This window comes from Tepidimonas charontis, from assembly GCF_007556685.1.
GTDB classification, from domain to species: domain Bacteria; phylum Pseudomonadota; class Gammaproteobacteria; order Burkholderiales; family Burkholderiaceae_C; genus Tepidimonas; species Tepidimonas charontis.
The window spans coordinates 1-17264 of sequence record NZ_VJON01000035.1 but is presented as its reverse complement, the minus strand read 5'-3'; the positions used below and the strand labels follow the sequence as shown (position 1 = coordinate 17264).

Annotated in this window: 20 protein-coding genes and 2 pseudogenes; 2 read left to right on the top strand and 20 right to left on the bottom strand. The window is 70.0% G+C overall.

The annotated features are described in order from the left end of the window. Positions 1–125 precede the first annotated feature (125 nt). From Tchar_RS10025 to Tchar_RS09965, 13 genes and pseudogenes are all read right to left on the bottom strand, one after another. Positions 126–527, bottom strand: a pseudogene (locus Tchar_RS10025) (barstar family protein); the annotation flags it as partial. 43 nt (positions 528–570) lie between these two features. Next, complete coding sequence (locus Tchar_RS10020; protein WP_144328892.1) at positions 571–984, bottom strand: ribonuclease domain-containing protein; 414 nt, start codon at positions 982–984, stop codon at positions 571–573. 173 nt (positions 985–1157) lie between these two features. After that, positions 1158–3506 carry an NADP-dependent malic enzyme gene (locus Tchar_RS10015; RefSeq protein ID WP_144328891.1) on the bottom strand — a complete coding sequence of 783 codons (2349 nt, stop codon included), beginning with the start codon at positions 3504–3506 and terminating at the stop codon, positions 1158–1160. 107 nt (positions 3507–3613) lie between these two features. Next, positions 3614–3799: a hypothetical protein gene (locus tag Tchar_RS10010; RefSeq protein ID WP_201739350.1), complete on the bottom strand. Its 186-nt coding sequence runs from the start codon at positions 3797–3799 to the stop codon at positions 3614–3616. After that, positions 3796–4977 carry a GGDEF domain-containing protein gene (locus Tchar_RS10005; protein ID WP_144328890.1) on the bottom strand — a complete coding sequence of 394 codons (1182 nt, stop codon included), beginning with the start codon at positions 4975–4977 and terminating at the stop codon, positions 3796–3798. The genes Tchar_RS10010 and Tchar_RS10005 overlap by 4 nt, the downstream gene beginning before the upstream one ends. Before the next feature lie 57 nt (positions 4978–5034). Then, positions 5035–6267 carry a TPM domain-containing protein gene (locus Tchar_RS13835; RefSeq protein WP_236640418.1) on the bottom strand — a complete coding sequence of 411 codons (1233 nt, stop codon included), beginning with the start codon at positions 6265–6267 and terminating at the stop codon, positions 5035–5037. An 11-nt stretch (positions 6268–6278) separates the two neighbouring features. Continuing rightward, a complete protein-coding gene (locus Tchar_RS09995) occupies positions 6279–6914 on the bottom strand; it encodes a LemA family protein (protein WP_143969285.1) in 636 nt (211 codons plus the stop codon). A 44-nt stretch (positions 6915–6958) separates the two neighbouring features. After that, positions 6959–7741 carry a LamB/YcsF family protein gene (locus Tchar_RS09990; protein WP_143969284.1) on the bottom strand — a complete coding sequence of 261 codons (783 nt, stop codon included), beginning with the start codon at positions 7739–7741 and terminating at the stop codon, positions 6959–6961. Then, positions 7738–8805, bottom strand: coding sequence for a 5-oxoprolinase subunit C family protein (locus tag Tchar_RS09985; protein ID WP_144328889.1), 1068 nt, complete (start codon positions 8803–8805; stop codon positions 7738–7740). The genes Tchar_RS09990 and Tchar_RS09985 overlap by 4 nt, the downstream gene beginning before the upstream one ends. Then, positions 8802–9596 carry a 5-oxoprolinase subunit B family protein gene (locus Tchar_RS09980; RefSeq protein WP_201739349.1) on the bottom strand — a complete coding sequence of 265 codons (795 nt, stop codon included), beginning with the start codon at positions 9594–9596 and terminating at the stop codon, positions 8802–8804. The genes Tchar_RS09985 and Tchar_RS09980 overlap by 4 nt, the downstream gene beginning before the upstream one ends. Continuing rightward, complete coding sequence (locus Tchar_RS09975) at positions 9569–10867, bottom strand: TRAP transporter large permease (protein WP_144328888.1); 1299 nt, start codon at positions 10865–10867, stop codon at positions 9569–9571. Before Tchar_RS09975 ends, Tchar_RS09980 begins: the two co-directional genes overlap by 28 nt. A gap of 19 nt (positions 10868–10886) precedes the next feature. Then, the gene (locus Tchar_RS09970; protein WP_143969281.1) at positions 10887–11399 is read right to left on the bottom strand and encodes a TRAP transporter small permease; all 513 of its coding nucleotides are present in this window, start codon (positions 11397–11399) and stop codon (positions 10887–10889) included. Between the two features lie 22 nt (positions 11400–11421). Beyond that, on the bottom strand, positions 11422–12396 hold the full coding sequence (locus Tchar_RS09965; protein ID WP_144328887.1) for a TRAP transporter substrate-binding protein: 975 nt from the start codon (positions 12394–12396) through the stop codon (positions 11422–11424). A gap of 226 nt (positions 12397–12622) precedes the next feature. On the opposite strand from Tchar_RS09965, the gene Tchar_RS09960 reads away from it, so the two are divergent. Then, entirely contained in the window at positions 12623–13168 is a 546-nt protein-coding gene (locus Tchar_RS09960) for a winged helix DNA-binding protein (protein WP_144328886.1), read from the top strand. Between the two features lie 60 nt (positions 13169–13228). Here Tchar_RS09960 and Tchar_RS09955 read toward each other — a convergent pair whose 3' ends face one another. From Tchar_RS09955 to Tchar_RS09920, 7 genes and pseudogenes are all read right to left on the bottom strand, one after another. Then, on the bottom strand, positions 13229–13558 hold the full coding sequence (locus Tchar_RS09955; protein WP_144328885.1) for a type II toxin-antitoxin system RelE/ParE family toxin: 330 nt from the start codon (positions 13556–13558) through the stop codon (positions 13229–13231). After that, entirely contained in the window at positions 13555–13806 is a 252-nt protein-coding gene (locus Tchar_RS09950) for a type II toxin-antitoxin system ParD family antitoxin (RefSeq protein WP_144328884.1), read from the bottom strand. Before Tchar_RS09950 ends, Tchar_RS09955 begins: the two co-directional genes overlap by 4 nt. A 296-nt stretch (positions 13807–14102) precedes the next feature. Further along, a complete protein-coding gene (locus Tchar_RS09945; protein WP_144328883.1) occupies positions 14103–14369 on the bottom strand; it encodes a DUF2061 domain-containing protein in 267 nt (88 codons plus the stop codon). A gap of 92 nt (positions 14370–14461) precedes the next feature. After that, the gene (locus tag Tchar_RS09940) at positions 14462–15151 is read right to left on the bottom strand and encodes an ABC transporter ATP-binding protein (RefSeq protein ID WP_144328882.1); all 690 of its coding nucleotides are present in this window, start codon (positions 15149–15151) and stop codon (positions 14462–14464) included. Beyond that, positions 15144–15526, bottom strand: a pseudogene (locus Tchar_RS14270) (ABC transporter permease). The gene Tchar_RS09940 and the pseudogene Tchar_RS14270 overlap by 8 nt, the downstream one beginning before the upstream one ends. 144 nt (positions 15527–15670) lie before the next feature. Further along, the gene (locus tag Tchar_RS09925; RefSeq protein WP_161595499.1) at positions 15671–16438 is read right to left on the bottom strand and encodes an ABC transporter permease; all 768 of its coding nucleotides are present in this window, start codon (positions 16436–16438) and stop codon (positions 15671–15673) included. Between the two features lie 24 nt (positions 16439–16462). Beyond that, positions 16463–16810 carry a biotin/lipoyl-binding protein gene (locus Tchar_RS09920; protein ID WP_161595498.1) on the bottom strand — a complete coding sequence of 116 codons (348 nt, stop codon included), beginning with the start codon at positions 16808–16810 and terminating at the stop codon, positions 16463–16465. A 316-nt stretch (positions 16811–17126) separates the two neighbouring features. On the opposite strand from Tchar_RS09920, the gene pgk reads away from it, so the two are divergent. Next, the coding region (gene pgk / locus Tchar_RS09915; protein WP_144328904.1) for a phosphoglycerate kinase at positions 17127–17264 on the top strand (138 nt) is incomplete at its 3' end.

Below are 17264 nucleotides of genomic sequence, written 5' to 3'. Positions count from 1 at the left end.
CAGTAGCCGGCGTTGAATGGGCTGCTCATGCGCAGCGCCTGCGGACTCACGTCCACCAGCTTGTCGGTCAGCAACGGCTCATCACTGGTTGCCAACTCGGCCGGCTTGGGCGCGCGCGCCACCGAAAACGAGTAGAAACAACGGAACGGCACTTTGCGCTCGGCCCAGAAATCGGCCACGTCGCGAAACACGTCGAGCAGCTGCTCGCGCGCTTCCTTGTCGAATTTGGGGCTGGTGGGGATGTGCTCCAGCACCACGACGAAGCCGGTCTGCGGGCCCGATTTGTAGACGGTGTCGGTCAGGCAGTCGTACAGTGCATCCAGATTCTTGCCGTTGTGCGGCGGCAGCTGAAACTGGGTCGAGATCAGTTCGAGGATGTCTTGCTTGTTCTGCGCCGTGGCCAGGTTGGCATACAGGAAGTGGTGGCCCAACGCCTCGGCAGCGCTTTGCAGACCGCTGACCGTGTAGGCGCGAATAGACTGAACGATGTTGGAGCGAACGTTGCGCAGGGGCTGTTCGGTGGTCATGGCGTCAAACGGAAAACGAGAAAAAAGCGTGCACGGCGTCACCTCACGGCACGATGCGGCGAAAGCTCGCATAGTGGTCGGCCGTGTAGTAACACACGTCGGGCGCGGTGGGCTCCCAACCGCCGCACACGATGCGGCGAGCGCCACGGTGCCGCAACCCCGGCGTGGGCACCGTATATTCGCGGTAGTAGCCGCGCTTGTGGGCGGGCAGCAATCGCTCGCGGTTGAAGAACACCGTGCCGTCCTTGTCGTACGGAAAAGGCCCCCCTTGGCGGATCAGTTGCATGACGGCGCGCGCCTCGCGCGGCAAGTCGGCGAGCGCGACCTCGGCGATGGCTGCGCCTCGGTCAGCCGGCGGGTCGCTGCGCGCCCACGCCAACCCCCCCACCCACAGCGCGGCCAGAGCCCACAGGGCCACTGCCGACAGCCCGGTGCGAAGATGCCGCCAGATTCGCATCCCAACGGCCCTAGCCGCACCGCGCTCACCCATGCACACCCAATCCTCTCTTGGGGTTTACCCTGAAATCAAGGGCGCAAGTGTGCCCCAAGCGGGGCCGAATTGCAAGATCTTGACAGCGCGGTGATCTTGTGTCTTGGGATCCGAAAAAACCACCGCGTCGCCAGCGCCCCTCACCCCACACGCGCCCCGTCGGCCTCCTCGCTGCCTTGGGCGCCCACCGCGCGTGGGCCCACGTTGGCCTCGGCCACCGTGAGCGCCGTCATGTTGACGATACGCCGAACCGTGGCGCTGGCGGTGAGGATGTGCACCGGCTTGGCCACCCCCAGCAGCATCGGGCCGATGGCGATGTTGCCGCCGGCAGCGGTTTTGAGGAGGTTGTAGGCGATGTTGGCGGCGTCGATGTTGGGGCAGACCAGCAGATTGGCTGCGCCGCTGAGGGTGCTGCGCGGCATGATGGCCTGACGCATCTGCGCGTCCAGCGCCACATCGCCGTGCATCTCGCCGTCCACTTCCAGCCAGGGTGCCTGCTCGCGCAACAGGGCCAGCACCTGTCGCATCTTGACGGCGCTGGGGTGGTCCGAGGAGCCGAAGTTGGAGTGCGACAACAGCGCCGCCTTGGGCGTGATGCCGAAGCGCATGATCTTGCGCGCAGCCATCTGCGTGATTTCGGCCAGTTGCTCGGCGCTCGGGTCGTAGTTGATGTGGGTGTCCACCAAAAAGACTTGCCGCCCAGGCAGCAAAATGGCGTTCATGGCGGCGTAGGTATGCGCCGTCGGCCGCTTGCCGATGACCTGATCGATGTAGTTCAGATGCATGGCCGCGGTGCCCCACGTGCCGCAGATGAGGCCATGCACATCGCCGTGGCGCAACAGCATCGCACCGATGAGCGTCAGACGCCGGCGCATTTCGATCTTGGCCAACTGCTCGGTCACGCCGCGGCGCTCCATCAGCTGGTGATATTCCTGCCAGAAGGTGCGGTAACGGTGGTCGTGTTCGACGTTGACCACGTCGTAGTCCTGCCCTTCCTTCAGGCGCAGGCCGAACTTGGCGATACGCTGCGCGATCACCGCCGGACGGCCGATCAGCACCGGCCGCGCCAACCCCTCGTCCACCACCACCTGCGCCGCGCGCAGCACGCGCTCTTCCTCGCCCTCGGCGTAGGCAATCGATTTGTAGCGCGCCTGCTTGGCGATGGCGTACACCGGCTTCATCAGCGTGCCGGAGGCAAAGACGAAGCTCTGCAGCCGCTCGCGGTAGGCATCCAAATCGGCAATGGGGCGGGTGGCCACCCCACTGCGTGCAGCAGCTTGCGCCACCGCCGGCGCAATGCGCATCATCAGCCGTGGGTCGAACGGCTTGGGGATCAAATACTCGGGCCCGAAGGCCAGTTTCTCACCGGCGTAGGCCTGTGCCACCACCTCGCTTTGCTCGGCCTGGGCCAGCTCGGCAATGGCGTGCACCGCCGCAATTTCCATCTCGTCGGTGATGGTGGTGGCGCCACAGTCCAGCGCACCGCGAAAAATGTACGGAAAGCACAAGACGTTGTTGACCTGGTTGGGATAGTCGCTGCGCCCGGTGGCCATCACTGCGTCGTCGCGCACCGCCCGCACCTGCTCCGGCAGGATCTCCGGCGTCGGATTGGCCAGCGCCAAAATCAGCGGGCGTGGCGCCATCCGGGCCACCATCTCGGGCTTGAGCACCCCCCCGGCCGACAGTCCCAGGAACACGTCGGCGCCCGCAATCACCTCGGCCAGCGTGCGCGCCTCGGTTTTTTGTGCGAACTGCGCTTTGTCCGGGTCCATCAGCTCGGTGCGGCCTTCGTAGACCACGCCGGCCAGATCGGTGACCCAGATGTGCTCGCGCGGCAAACCGAGCTTGACCAGCAGATTCAAGCAGGCCAGCGCCGCCGCCCCCGCCCCGCTGGTCACCAGCTTGACCTGCTTCAAATCCTTGCCGACGACCTTCAGGCCATTGAGGATGGCCGCACCGACGACGATCGCGGTGCCGTGCTGGTCGTCGTGAAACACCGGGATCTTCATGCGCTCGCGCAGCTTGCGCTCGACGTAGAAGCAATCCGGCGCCTTGATATCTTCCAGATTGACGCCGCCGAAGGTGGGCTCCAGCGCGGCGATGATGTCGACCAGCCGATCCGGGTCTTTTTCGTTGATCTCGATGTCGAAGACGTCGATGCCGGCGAACTTCTTGAACAGCACCGCCTTGCCTTCCATCACCGGCTTGGCCGCCAGCGGGCCGATGTCGCCCAGCCCCAGCACCGCGGTGCCGTTAGTGATGACGGCCACCAGGTTGCCGCGACCGGTATATCGAAAGGCGTTGGCGGGGTCGGCGACGATTTCCTCGCACGGGGCGGCCACCCCGGGCGAATATGCCAGCGCCAGATCACGCTGGTTCGACAACGGCTTGGTGGCGGCAATCGCCATTTTGCCGGGCGTAGGGTATTCGTGGTAGTCGAGCGCGGCGCGCTTGAGCTGCGCGCCTTTGTCCGACGGGGATTCGGTCATGGTGCAGATTCTCCGGACCAACGGCGTGCCGCCGCTTCGACGGCGTCGAACCCGGGCGGCCATGACCCTCATTGTAGGAGCCTTGGGGGGCCACGCATGGCCGCGGTTCAGGCGCCGAACAACGCGTTGGGCAACGCCAAGCTCAACGCCGGGATGTAGGTGACCAGCATCAGGAACAGCAACAACACCAGCAACCACGGCATGGCAGCGCGCACCACCTGCACGATGGACAGGCCGGTGATGCCGCTGGTGACGGACAAGTTCAGGCGTTCAGGCCGCGAGCCAATGCTCATGACGTGCGGGTCGGATCAACCTCGCCGCCGCCCGAGGCCACCATCGCGCGGTTGCGACCGGCCTGCTTGGCCGCATACAGAGCGGCGTCGGCTTGGCGCAGCAGGCGCGGGCCGTCGTCGGGTGCGTGGGGCACCATGCTCCCCACCCCGGCGCTGACCGTCACCACCGGCGCCGTGGGGGAATCGGCATGGGGCAGCGCCAGCGCCCGCACCGCGGCCACGGCGCGCTCGGCGACCACGCGCGCACCGCCGGCGTCGGTGTCGACCAGCAAGGCGACCAGCTCCTCGCCGCCGTAGCGGGCCAGCAGGTCGGGGGCGCGATAGACCTCGCCTTTGAGCGCCCGCGCCACCGCCTGCAAACAGGCGTCGCCGGCTTGGTGGCCGTAGCGGTTGTTGTAGCGCTTGAAGTGGTCCACGTCGAACATCACGACCGCCAGCGGCCGCGCCTGCCGCGTGTGGCGCGCGATCTCCTCGCGCAGGCGTTCGTCGAAATAGCCACGGTTGGCGATGCCGAGCAACCCGTCGATGCGCGAGAACGCCTCCAGCCGCCGGTTGGCCGCCTCCAGCTCGGCGGTGCGCTCGCGCACGCGCTGCTCCAGCCGCGCGTTGGCCTCCAGCAGATCCTGGTTCTGCGCCGCCAGCACGTGGTAGAGCTGGCCGACCATGCGCAGCAGGTTGGCCACGCGGCGGTCCAGCGGGTCCTCCTCCTGCGCCCAGGCCTCGGCCGGGTCGGCGCCGGCGCGGATGCGCGCCATCTGCCGCGCCATCGACTGGTCCACCCCCATGATGTGCAGTCCCAGCCACGAGGTCAGAAAGCCCATCAGCGTGTCGCCGGGCTGGCGCAGGTGGCCGCGCGCGTCCCACATCGAGCGCACCTGCTCGACGAACTCGTGGTGCAGGCGCGCGTGCAGCTCGCGGTGGCGCACATCCACGCCGGCATCGGCCATCAGGCGCTCCTTGTCCTCGAAATGCTGGCGCGCATAGGCGATCAGCTCGTCGAAGATGCGCTGCTGCTGGTCCGGGCTCAGCGCGCGGCCGTGGAACATCGCGCGGTTGAGCGTGTTGAACAGATCCACCAGGTGGTGGTGCTGGGCATCGACTTCGTCCAGACCGGTCAGCAGCGTCGTGTCCCAGACGAACACGTCACCCGTGTCGGAGGCGGCGTCGGGGGTGGGCATGGGGGGCTCCGGTTTGCGGCAGACCGCTTCAGTATGGCACAAACCGGGCGGCCCGCTTCAGACGCGCACGACGCCATCCGGCAATTCGTTCGGATTGGGGCGATCCGATGCGGACGGGAAGTGATACCGCAGCCACCGGTCCACCGCGTCGATCGCGGCGGCCAGCCCGGCCTCCGGCCGTTCGGCACACAGCGCGGCCTGCAGGCCATCGACGACCGCCGCCCACTCGGCCGGCGGCACGCGGCGCGCCAGCCCGCGGTCGGCGACGATCTCGATGGCGCGCTCGGCCAGCAGCAGGTAGATCAGCACGCCGGCGTTGTCCTCGGTGTCCCAGACGCGCAGGCGGCCGAACCAGGCCAGCGCCCGCTCGCGCACGCGCGCCGCCAGCGCCTCGTCGCCCGCCGGCGGCCACAGCCAGCGCAGCGGCAGGCTGGCCTCGACGCAGACGCGGATCTCGCCGCGGCCGACCGCAACACCCGACAGGGCCAGCACAAACGCCCCCAGCACCAGCAGCACCAGCCAGCCCGCCGACAGCCCCAGCCCGGCGCCGACCAGGCCCGCGAGCCCCGCCGTGGCCGCCGCCCCCAGCACGCGCCCGAGCAGCGCGCGCGTGACGGTGGCGATGACCGGCACGGCGAAGAACGCAAACACCAGCGCGCTCTCGACGTCGGGGCCGTCGCCCGCGCCGGGGCGGGCCGCGGCTGCTTCGGGCAGCGGCAGCGCCTCGCCGGCCAGCGCGGCCAGGATCTGCTCGACGCCGGCCTGCAGCCCGCCGTAGAAGTCGCCCTGGCGGAAGTGCGGCACGATGGCGCGCTCGATGATGCGGCTGGCCAGCAGGTCCGGCAGCGCACCCTCCACCGCCTTGGTGGTGGCGATGCGCACGCGGCGGTCGTCCTTGGCCACCACCAGCAGCACGCCGTCGCCGACGTCGCGCCGGCCGATCTTCCACGCATCGCCGACGCGCTGCGTGTAGTCGGTGATGTCCTCCGGCGCGGTGGTCGGCACCAGCAGCACCACCACTTGGCTGCCGCGCTCGCGCTCGAAGGCCGCCAGCCGCGCCTCCAGCGCCGCGCGCTGCTCGGCGCTGAGCGTGCCGGTCAGGTCCATCACGCGGGCGGTCAGCGCCGGCACCGGCTGCAGGGCCTGCGCGAGCGCCGGCGATGCCCACGCCAGCAACAGCATCAGCCAGACCCACGCCCGCCACGCGAGGCGGCGGCCGCCGTGCCCGCGCGGACCCTCACTCGGGGCCACGCCGGCCACGGCGCGCGGGGATCCGGCGGCGGCAGGCACGCCCGCGCCCCTCAGCGCCCCGGCGTGGCCGGGAATTCCACCTTCGGCGGCTGCGCCAGCGTCGCCTCGTCGGCGGGGGCAAAGCCCGGCTTGGGCGCGTAGCCGAACACCTTGGCCGTCAGGTTGGTCGGGAAGCTGCGCGCCAGCGTGTTGTAGCGCTGCACCGCCTGGATGTAGCGGTTGCGCGCCACGGCGATGCGGTTTTCGGTGCCTTCCAGCTGCACGCGCAGGTCGGCGAAGCCCTGGTTGGCCTTCAGATTCGGGTACTGCTCGGCCACCGCCAGCAGGCGCGCCAGCGCGCCGCCCAGCTCCCCCTGCGCGGCCTGGAAGCGCTGCAGCGCCTGCGGATCCTGCAGCATCTCGGGCGTGACCTGGATCGCGGTGGCACGCGCGCGCGCCTCGATGACGCGTGTCAGCGTCTCGCGCTCGAAGTTGGCCTCGCCCTGCACGGTGGCCACCAGATTGGGCACCAGGTCGGCGCGGCGCTGGTACTGGTTGAGCACCTCGGCCCAGGCGGCGCGCACCTCCTCGTCCAGGCGCTGGAACTCGTTGTAGCCGCAGCCGGGCAGCGCGGCGGCCAGCGGCGCGGCCGCGGCCCACGCCAGCCAGCGGCGGCGCGTCGGGGTGGCAAGCGCGGGGTTGGTCATTGCGTTCGGCCCTCCTTGGCGGGCGGCGGCCCGCATGGCGCGCATCATGCCACGACGGCGCCGGCGGCGCTCGCCAGCCAGCCGCGCTGCGCCAGCGCCTCGCGCAGCCGGCGCGCGGTCTGCACCGCCTGCGGCCCGTCGCCGTGCACGCAGACGCTGTCGATCGGGGTCGGCAGCACGCGCCCGCCGCGGGTGACCAGGCCGCCGGCCTGCAGCATCGCCAGCACGTGCGCCACCGCCTCGTCCGGGTCGTGCAGCACGGCGCCCGGCTCGCGGCGGGGCACGAGCTGGCCGTCGTCCTGGTAGGCGCGGTCGGCGAACACCTCGCGCAGCACCGGCTGGCCCAGCGCGAGCGCCGCGCGCTCCAGCGCCGAGCACGCCGGCGCCAGCAGCGGCAGCGCGGGGTCGAACGCGCGCACCGCCTGCACCACGGTGCGCGCCAGCGCCTCGTCGGCGCAGGCCATGTTGTTGAGCGCGCCGTGCGGCTTGACGTGCGCGAGCCGCGCCCCTTCGGCGCGGCACACGCCGGCCAGCGCGCCGATCTGAACGATCAGCAGCGCCTGCAGTTCCTCGGGCTCCAAGTCCATGCGCCGGCGGCCAAAGCCCTGCAGATCCGGAAAGCCCGGGTGCGCGCCGATGGCCACGCCGCGCTCGCGCGCCCGGCGCACGGTGCGGCACATCACCAGCGGGTCGCCGGCGTGGAAGCCGCAGGCGACGTTGGCGCGTCCGACGATGGCCAGCAGCGCCTCGTCGTCGCCCATCGTCCAGGCGCCAAAGCTCTCGCCCAGATCGGCGTTCAGGTCCACGCAAGGGGTTCGGGGGGTCATTCACCTTCCTCCAGCCCCGCCCACGGGGCGTCGTCGAGCGCGGCGCGCAGCACGCCGCTGATCAGGTTGGCGCCGTACAGCCGCGCCTCGTCCAGATAGCCGGGCGGGCGCCACGCCTGCCGCCGCGCGGCCCACGCGGCCCAGGCGTCCCGGCGCGCGTGCAACGCCACCCGCGCCTGCTCCAGCGTCACGGCCAAGAAGCGCAGCGGCCGCGCCGCCGGCCAACGCGCCAGCCGGCCCAGGTCGGCCTGGATGACGGTGGCGATCTTCGGGTAGCCGCCCACGGTCTGCGCGTCGGCCAGCAGCACGATCGGCTGGCCGCTGGCGGGCACCTGGATCGCGCCGGGTGCCACGCCGTCGGAGACGATGTCCGCGTGCGCAGGGGTCAAGTGCTCCAGCGCCGGGCCCACGAGCCGCATGCCCATGCGGTCGCGCTCCGGCGTGAGGCGCCAGTCGGCCTGCACGAAAAGCGCACGCGCCGCCGGGGTGAAGTGGTCGTCCTGCGGGCCCCAGAGGACGCGGATCGGGCCGTCGTCGTCCGGCAAGGGGTCGGCGCGGCGTTCGACGCCGGGGTCGGCGTCCGCCGCGGCGCACGGCAGCCGGTCGCCGACGCGCAGGGCGCGGCCCTGCAGCCCACCCATCGCGGTGCGCTCGTGCGTGGCACGGCTGCCCAGCACCAGCGGCACGTCGAGGCCGCCCGCCACCGCCACGTAGGCCAGCCCCTGTACCGCCCCCAGGCGCAGCGCGTCGCCGGGCTGCAGCGTGACGCTGCACCAGCCGGGCAACGGCTGCCGCGCGCCGGCGGTGCGCTCCACCGTCGCCGCCACGTCGCCCACCACCGCGACGCGCACCGCGGCGCCTTCCGCGCGCAGGCGCGGCCCCAGCAGGCGCAGCTCCAGCAGCGCCGCCTCGGGCGGGTTGTCCAGCAGCGCGTGGGCGGCGCGCGCCCACCACGGGTCCAGCGCCCCGGCCAACGCCACGCCCCAGTGGCGCCGGCCGCGCCGGCCCAGGTCCTGTACGGTGGTGCCGACGCCGCCGTCGAGCACCTGCAGCGCGGCGCTCACGCGGCGGCCTCCGTCGGCGCGTCGCACCAAGCGGCCACGTCCAGCACCCCGCGCTGCGCGGCCTGCCGCAGTCGCTCGTATTCGGCGGCGTCGATGGCGCGCCAGCGCACCACGTCGCCGCTGGCCAGCAGCGCCGGCGGATCGCGGCGCAGGTCCCACAGCGGCGCCGGCGTGCGGCCCACCAGGTGCCAGCCGCCGGGGCTTTCCCACGGGTAGACCGCAGCCATCGCGCCCGCTAGCGCGATCGAGCCCGCAGGCACCGCCTTGCGCGGCGTGGGCAGGCGCGGCACCTGCAGCGCCGGCGGCACCCCGCCCATGTAGGGAAAGCCCGGCATGAAGCCGATCTGATACACGCGCAGCTCCACGCCGAGCAGCCGCTCCACCACCGCGGCGGGGGTGAGGCCCTGCCGCGCCGCCAGCGCCGCCAGATCCGGCGCCAGCGCCGCGTCGAAGCACGCCGGCAGCGTCCAGCGCCGCCCGCGCGGCGGCGCCGCGCCCGCGTGCTGCGCGAGCAGCAGCAGCGCCCGCCCCAGCGCCACCCCGTCACCGGCGCCCCCGGCGAGCGGGTCGTAGTGCACGGTCAGCGAGCGGAAGGTCGGCACCACGTCCTGCACCGCGTCCCACGGCGGCGCGCCGCTGGCCTGCGCGGCGCGCACCGCCGCCTCCAGGGCCAGCACGCGCGCGTGCAGCGCCGGGTCGATCGCCGCGCCGAACTCCACCGTCCAGGCCGCGTCGCCCAGCGGCAGCAGGCGCGGCGCCGGGCTCAGCCCGCCATGCGCTGCGGCAGCCACGTCACCAGCTCCGGAAAGGCGGTCAGCAGCACCACCGCCAGCACCATGATGACGAACATCGGCGCCGCGTGGCGGGCGAGCTCCGTCACCTGCCGCCCGGTCATGCCCTGCAGCACGAACAGGTTGAAGCCCACCGGCGGCGTGATCTGCGCCATCTCCACCACCAACACGACGAAGATGCCAAACCAGATCAGGTCCAGCCCGGCGGCCTGCACGGTCGGCAGCAGCACGCCCATCGTCAGCACGACGATCGAGATGCCGTCCAGGAAGCAGCCCAGCACAATGAAGAACAGCGTCAGCGCCGCGATGAGCTGCCACGGCTCCAGCCCCAGCGAGCCGATCCACGTCGCCACGTGGCGCGGCAGGCCGAGGTAGCCCATCGCCAGCGTCAGGAACGCCGCGCCGGCCAGGATCAGCGCGATCATGCAATACATGCGCACCGCGCCGAGCAGGCTGTCGCGCAGCGTCGCCCAGGTCAGCGCCCGCTGGGCCGCGGCGATCAGCAGCGCGCCCACGACGCCGACCGCCGCCGCCTCGGTGGCGGTGGCAATCCCGGTGTAGATGGTGCCGAGCACCCCGCCGATCAGCAGCAGCACCGGCAGCAGGTGGCGGCTGGCGCGCAGCTTGTCCGCCAAGCTCAGCCGCTCTGCCTCCGGCGGGATGGCCTGCGGGTGCAGCAGCGACCACACGATCACGTAGCCCATGAAGAGCGCCGCCAGCAGCAGCCCCGGCACGATGCCGCCGACGAACAGGCGCGCGATCGAGACCTCGGCCGTCACGCCGTAGACGATCATGATGATCGACGGCGGGATCATGAGCCCGAGCGTGCTGGCGCCGACCAGCGTGCCCAGGCTCAGCGCATCCGGGTAGCCGCGGCGCCGCAGCTCTGGCAGCGTCATCTTGCCGACCGTGGCGCAGGTGGCCGCCGACGAGCCCGACACCGCCGCAAACAGCGTGCTGCCCAGGATGTTGGTGTGCAGCAGCCGCCCCGGCAGGCGCTGCAGCCACGGCGCCAGCCCGCGGAACAAATCCTCCGACAGCCGGGTGCGGAACAGAATCTCGCCCATCCAGATGAACAGCGGCAGCGCCGTCAGCGTCCACGACGAGGCCGAGCCCCAGATGGTCAGCGCCATCGCGTCGCCGACCGAGCGCTGGGTGAACAGCGCCATGCCGATCCAGGCCACACCAATCAGCGCCAGGCCGATCCAGACCCCGGCCGCCAGCAGCAGCAGCAAGGCGCCGATCAGCACCCCGGTGATGAGCAGATCCATAGCCGTGTCCCCCGCAGCGTCATTCGATGCGCGCGGGCTCGTCGCCCGGCGCAGCGGGCGCGGGCTGGCCGCGCAGGTGTTCGACGAACTGCACCGCCAGCGCCAGCACCAGCAGCACCGTGCCCGCGGCCATGCCGAGCTGCGGAATCCACAGCGGCGTGGCGTCCAGCCCGGTGGAGATGTCGTGGAAGGCGTGGCTCTGCCACACCAGCCGCAGCGAGAACCACGCCAGCCCGCCGGCCAGCGCCAGGCCCACCGCGTGCACCGCCAGCTCCACCGCGCGCCGCGCCGGCACCGGCAGGCGCTGCAGCACCAGCATCACGCGGATGTGCTCGCCGCGGCGCAGCGTCGGCGCCAGCGCCAGGAACGCCGCTGCGGCCATGCAGTAGCCGGCGTAGGCGTCCGAGCCGGGCAGCGCCAGCGCGGGCCAGAGCCGCCCGGCGATGCCGAGCAGCACCATCGCCAGCGTGCCGATCAGAAAACCCGCCGCCAGCCAGGCGGCGAGGTCGAACAGGCGGTTGAGGGCCTTCATCGCGGGCTCGGGCACGTCGCCGTCACTTGCGGTAGATGGCCAGCACCGCCGCGCCTTCGGCCCCGGCCTGGCGCGTCCACTCCTCGATCATCGTCTCGCCGATTTTGCGCAGGTCGGCCTGCAGCTGCGGCGAGCCCTTGCTCACCGTCATGCCGTTTTTGCGCAGCTGCTCCAGGTACCAGGCGGTCTTTTCCTCGCTCTCGCGCCAGCCGCGCGCCTCGGCGTCGGCCGCCGCCTTCAAAACCGCCTCTTGGGTCGGCTTGTCCAGGGCCTCGAAGGCTCGCTTGGAGACGATCACGATATTCTTGGGCAACCAGGCGGCGACGTCGTAGTAGTACTTGACTTGCTCCCACACCTTGCTGTCGTAGCCGGTGGCGCCGGAGGTCATGAAGGCGTTGACCGCCCCGGTGGCCAGCGCCTGCGTCAGCTCGGCGGCCTGGATCGTCACCGGCTGCGCGCCGACCAGCTGCGCGATGCGGCTGGTGTTGGGGTTGTAGGCGCGCCACTTGGCCCCGCGCAGGTCGGCGGCCGACTCGATCGGCTTGGCGCTGAAGATGCCCTGCGGCGGCCACGGCACCGCGTACAGCACCTTCAGACCCTGCTTGTCCAGCGCCGCCTCGACGGCCGGGCGCGACGCCTGCCACAGCTTGCGCGCGTCGCCATAGCTGGTGGCCAGGAACGGGATCGAGTCGATGCCGAACAGCGGGTTCTCGTTGGAGAAGTTGGAGATCAGCACCTCGCCGATCTGCGCCTGGCCGCTTTGCACCGCGCGCTTGATCTCATTGGCTTTGAACAGCGAGCCGTTGTCGTGCACCGTGATCGTGAGCCGGCCTGCGGTGGCACGCTCCACATCTTTGGCAAACGTCTCAATATTGACGGTGTGGAAGTTGCTTGCCGGGTAGGCCGTGGGCATGTCCCACTTGGTCTGCGCCATGGCGCTGAAAGAGGCCGCGGCCAACGTGGCAGCGGCAGCAAAGGTAGCAACGGTGGCACGCATCTGACTCTCCTTGGTGACGTTGGACGATCAAACCGCCGGTCGCAGCAGGCGGCGTGTTCACGATAGCACCGTACATACAAAATATCAACGTTTTTTCATCGTCATCGATATATGGTTTTCCCTAGGAGGGTGTCAGTCGCCATCGGGCAAAGGCACAATCACACCACCATCCGTCGTCACGACGTCTGCCGAGTGCCTCGGCTCGCCCCACCGAACCCCACTGCCCATGCCTCATCCCAGCCCTGTCGTCGCCTCCGACGCACCCTCGCCCGAGCAGCCGATCGTCTCTTCGGCCCACTTGGTGTCGGAAAAGTCGCCGCAGCTGTCGGAGTTCGAGTTTGGCCTCATCATCGCGGCGCACGCCTTCAACCGGTGGTTGATTCGCTGCATGGGTGCGGCCGGCGTCAAGGACATGACGCCCACCGATGTCTTGGTCCTGCATCACATCAACCACCGCCGCACGCCCAAGCGCCTGTCCGATATCGCCTTCGTGCTCAATATCGAAGACGCCCACGTCGTTTCCTACTCGGTACGCAAACTGCAAGGGATGGGTTTGGTGTCGGGCGCCAAACGCGGCAAAGAGGTTTTCTACGCCACCACCGACGCCGGCCATGCCCTGTGTCTGCGTTACCGCGCCGTGCGCGAAGCCTGCTTGATGCCGGGTTTTTCCGGCAGCGCCGAAGAAAATCAGCGCTTGGCCGAAGTGGCGCGCACCTTGCGCCAACTCTCGGGGCGCTACGACCAGGCAGCGCGCGCCGCCACCGCCTATTGACGCCCGCCGACGCCTGCCCGCACGGCCGCATACGCAGGCGCGCCGTGGCGTTGGCGGTCGTCACAGGGGATCAGGTTGCAGCATCCACGCCGGGACATCGCGCTGCCCGTGCAGTACGCGCCAGACGTCGATGTGGTCCGGACGCTCGACATAAAACACGAGGTACGGGTAGCGCGTCAGCGGCCATGCACGCAGGTCCGGTAGGTCGAGTACGTGGGCGTAGCGCGGAGAGCCCGTGGCCGGGTGGCGGCTGATGTGGCCGTAGGCCTTTTCCAGCGCATCGATGAAGCCGAGTGCCGCGGCGTCGCCTGCCTCATTCAGATAGTAGGTGACGGCTTCGTCCACATCCCGGTTGGCCTGCTCACGTGGGATGACTGGCTTGGCGTTCACGCCTGGGCAGCGGGCTCGCCGGCCTTGCGCACCCGCTCAAGCAGGCTTTCGAAGTAGCTGGCATCAGCGGGTGCCGCCGGTGCCGAGGTTGCTCCGGCCAGCAACAGGTTGCGCAGATGCAGGCGCTCTTGTTCCTTGCGGATCAGCTCGCGGACGTACTCGCTGCTCGAGCCATAACCGCGCTGACGGACCTGCTCGTCCACGAAGGACTTCAGGGTGTCGGGAAGAGAAATGTTCATCGTGCGCATGGCACAAGCGTAGGTACTTTGGCAAACTTTGGCAAGGCCGGCATGCCATCACACCCCGAAAGAAGACATCGATACCCATTCCAAATGATGCCCTGCACGACTGGGGCCTCGATCACATCCGCATCGATGACGCGGTTGCCCTGTGGTGCGAGGTAGAGCCAGCAAAGCGTTCCATGCGGTCGAGCAGCGACTCAGGGATTTACTTTTTGCAGTAATGGCGTGGCTTGTCGAAGCCAGCGGTGGTGCAGGCCTTGTGCGAACCGCCGCTGGGATTTGGCCTCGCGCGCTGCGCCTTTTTACGCAGCTGGCGCTGCTGTTAAGGTATTGGCAGCGCCGGACGAGGCCGCCCGCCGAGTCAACACCCGTGCCCAAGCGCGCTCGTGGAAGAAGTACGCCACCGCCTGCACCGTTGGCTCCAGTAGCGACAGCGTCAGTGCCGCCCAAAAGTTGCCAGTGACGGCGTAGGCCACGGCGGCAGCGACCGTGATGTGCATGACGTAGTAGGTGCCCGTCTTCATGAGGGCGTAGCGGTGGTGGCGGGCGATACGGCGTAAGCGGGCCATGATGGGCTCCTGTCAAGGATATGAGGACATCCATAGGATAGGGCTCCGGAAGGATATTTGCCAATCAAAAGTTCTGATGCAATTGATTGACTTTATCCAGCGCCGTCGAGCAGAAGGCCGTCGCGGATCGACAGCCGTCGGTCGCAGCGCGCCGCCAGCGCAGGGTCGTGGGTGACGATCAAAAAAGCCGTGCCCTCGTCGCGATTGAGCTCACGCAACAAGGCGAACACCTCGTGTGCCGTTTGGCTGTCCAGGTTGCCGGTGGGCTCGTCGGCCAACACCAGGCGCGGGCGGTTCATCAGGGCGCGCACGATGGCCACGCGCTGCTGCTGGCCGCCAGAGAGCTGCACCGGGCGCTTGTGCGCGTGCGCCGCCAAGCCCACGCGCTCCAGCAAGGCACGCGCCCGCTGCCGGTCACCGGCCCCGATGCGCCCGCCCCCGGCCAACACCGGCATCAGCACGTTTTCTTCGGCACTGAAGGCGGGCAGCAAGTGGTGAAACTGGAAGACGAAGCCCAGATAGCGGTTGCGCAGCGCGGTTCGCACGGCGTCGCTTGCCGCGTGGACCGGTTGACCGGCCAGCCACACTTCGCCCGCCGAGGGGGCCTCCAGCAGGCCGATGAGGTTGAGCAAGGTGGATTTGCCCGAGCCGGAAGGCCCGATCAGCGCGGCGAAGTCACCGTCGTCCAGCGTCAGATCGATGCCGTGCAGCACCTCGACCCGCGGCGAAGCACCACCCCCGTAGGCTTTGCGCACCCCGCGCAGACGCAGCACCTCAGCCACGGATGGCCTCCACCGGATCGAGGCGAGCGGCACGGCGCGCTGGCAACCACGCCGCCAGCACGCCCACCGCCGTGGCCAGTAAAGCCGTGGTGACGAACAACTCGGCATCCAACGCCACCGGATACAGCGGGCTGCCATCGGCGTTGCGAGCGATGCGGGTAAAGACCGCTGCCAGCGCACCGCCTAAGCCCGCGCCCAGCAGCGAGCCGCCCAAGCCCACCAAGGCCCCTTGCAGCAAAAAACGCCCAAAATGCGCCGGCGCGAGGCGCCCATGGCGCGCAAAATGCCGATCTCCCGCTGGCGCTGCACCACCGAGACCACCAGCACACTGGCGATGCCCAGCGCCACCGCCACCGTCACGAAGACGCGAATCATCAGACTGGAGGCGCTTTGGCTGCGCAGGGCGGTGACGAGCTGGGCATTGGCCACCTGCCAGCTGTCGGCGGCCAGGCCGGTGAGACGCTGCAGGTCGGCCGCGAGGATATCGGCCTCGAACAAACGCTCGATGCGGACGTCGATTTAGCTGACGTCCAGACCGTGGCCGAGCAAGCTCTGCGCATGACGCAGCGGCAGCAAGACACGCCGACGATTCAAGTCTTGCAGCCCGTAGTCCAACACCCCCGCCACCCGCACCGACAGCGCCCGGCCGCTGGCCGACTGCAGGCGCAACCGGCTGCCCGGCGTCAGCCCCAAATCGGCGGCCAGCTCTGTGCCGATCAAGGCTTCGCCGGCTGCCAACGCCAAAACCCCGGCGCGCAGCTTGTCATCCAGCCGAATGACCGCCTGGTAGGAGGGCAAGTCCACCCCCTGCAGCACCACCGCCTTGCGCACACCGCACTGCTGCGCCACCCCCGGTCCACTGGCCACGGCCGCTGCGGCGACCACACCGGGCAGGGCGCGCACCGTGGCCAGTACGGCGGCCACGTCCGCAATCGTGGCTTCACGCTGGGTGCGCTTGCGCACGTCAGCCAGGGTGATCACGCCGTCTTCTTTCGGCCACGCACGGGTGTTGATGCGCTCGGCAGGCCGCAACACCACACGCGCTTGAGCCGACAGCGTGCGGTCGATGATATTGGCCTGCAAGCCGTTGATGATGGCCGTGATGTACACCACGACGGCGACGCCCACCTCGACGGCGCGCGTCAGCACCACGCCGTCGGCTGGCGCACGCACGGTGGTTTCGGCCAGCCGTGCGCGCGCCTGCCGCACGGCCGCTTCGGTTTGCTCGACGCGTTGGCGCGCCGCTTCGCGCGCACGCTCGGCACCGTCGAGCGCCGCCGGGCTCAAAAATCCCTGCGCCTGCAGCTCGCGCTAACGCTGCCATTGGCGCTCGGCCTCGCGTTGCTGTGCCTCGGCTTCGGCGCGTTGGGCTTGCGCCTGGGCCAGCGCCGCCTGCCACTCGGCGGCCTGCAATGCCACCAAGACGGTGCCGGCCCGCACCGCCGTCCCCTCGGCCACGGGGGTGGCGATGACGCGCCCGGTCAGGGTGCTGGCCAGGGTGGCCTCGCGCACCGGAGCCACCCGGCCGGTGGCCACTACCGAGGTCTGCACCATACGCTCGGCCAGCGTGACCGTGCGCACTGGCGTGGGCCGCAACGCCCACAGCGCCGCCACCAGCGCCAGCAGCAACCCTGCCCCCAGCGCGATCCATCGCGTCATTCTCACCATCGTGCCACCTTTCCAGAACCGTCGCCGGCCCGCGCGCTGACCACCCGTGCCCGCACAGCCTTGGCCTTCCCGCCAGCGACATGCGTGCCGCACGGCTGCGACCGGCACCGACGGTACGGGACACCGATCGGCGGTTACAACGGACGCACCGTTGCGCACCGCAGCGCATACCCGTGCAGTGTGCCCGGGGCCGCCTTTTTACAATCCCAGGCGTACATCCCTGGCGACCCGCGCCCGTGCAGCCGCTGCAGGGCCGCCGCGCTGGTCGCGCGCTTGCCCTGGCCCCCCGGAGTCCTCCATGTCCTCTTTGCCTTTCTTGCGTTTTGCCGATCTGTGCGCGGCCGGCCGTGTGGCGGGCCGCCGCGTGTTCATTCGTGCCGACCTCAATGTGCCGCTGGACGAAGCCGGGCGCATCACCGAAGACACGCGCATCCGCGCCTCGGTG

What these genes read in the sequence shown, in the direction of transcription:
- Tchar_RS10015 (WP_144328891.1), bottom strand. Translation starts at nt 3,506, where the DNA reads ATGACCGAATCCCCGTCGGACAAAGGCGCGCAGCTCAAGCGCGCCGCG.
- Tchar_RS10010 (WP_201739350.1), bottom strand. Translation starts at nt 3,799, where the DNA reads ATGAGCATTGGCTCGCGGCCTGAACGCCTGAACTTGTCCGTCACCAGC.
- Tchar_RS09965 (WP_144328887.1), bottom strand. Translation starts at nt 12,396, where the DNA reads ATGCGTGCCACCGTTGCTACCTTTGCTGCCGCTGCCACGTTGGCCGCG.
- Tchar_RS09950 (WP_144328884.1), bottom strand. Translation starts at nt 13,806, where the DNA reads ATGCGCACGATGAACATTTCTCTTCCCGACACCCTGAAGTCCTTCGTG.
- Tchar_RS09975 (WP_144328888.1), bottom strand. Translation starts at nt 10,867, where the DNA reads ATGGATCTGCTCATCACCGGGGTGCTGATCGGCGCCTTGCTGCTGCTG.
- Tchar_RS09990 (WP_143969284.1), bottom strand. Translation starts at nt 7,741, where the DNA reads ATGACCCCCCGAACCCCTTGCGTGGACCTGAACGCCGATCTGGGCGAG.
- Tchar_RS09995 (WP_143969285.1), bottom strand. Translation starts at nt 6,914, where the DNA reads ATGACCAACCCCGCGCTTGCCACCCCGACGCGCCGCCGCTGGCTGGCG.
- Tchar_RS09960 (WP_144328886.1), top strand. Translation starts at nt 12,623, where the DNA reads ATGCCTCATCCCAGCCCTGTCGTCGCCTCCGACGCACCCTCGCCCGAG.
- Tchar_RS10005 (WP_144328890.1), bottom strand. Translation starts at nt 4,977, where the DNA reads ATGCCCACCCCCGACGCCGCCTCCGACACGGGTGACGTGTTCGTCTGG.
- Tchar_RS09920 (WP_161595498.1), bottom strand. Translation starts at nt 16,810, where the DNA reads ATGACGCGATGGATCGCGCTGGGGGCAGGGTTGCTGCTGGCGCTGGTG.
- Tchar_RS09945 (WP_144328883.1), bottom strand. Translation starts at nt 14,369, where the DNA reads ATGGCCCGCTTACGCCGTATCGCCCGCCACCACCGCTACGCCCTCATG.
- Tchar_RS10020 (WP_144328892.1), bottom strand. Translation starts at nt 984, where the DNA reads ATGCGAATCTGGCGGCATCTTCGCACCGGGCTGTCGGCAGTGGCCCTG.
- Tchar_RS09970 (WP_143969281.1), bottom strand. Translation starts at nt 11,399, where the DNA reads ATGAAGGCCCTCAACCGCCTGTTCGACCTCGCCGCCTGGCTGGCGGCG.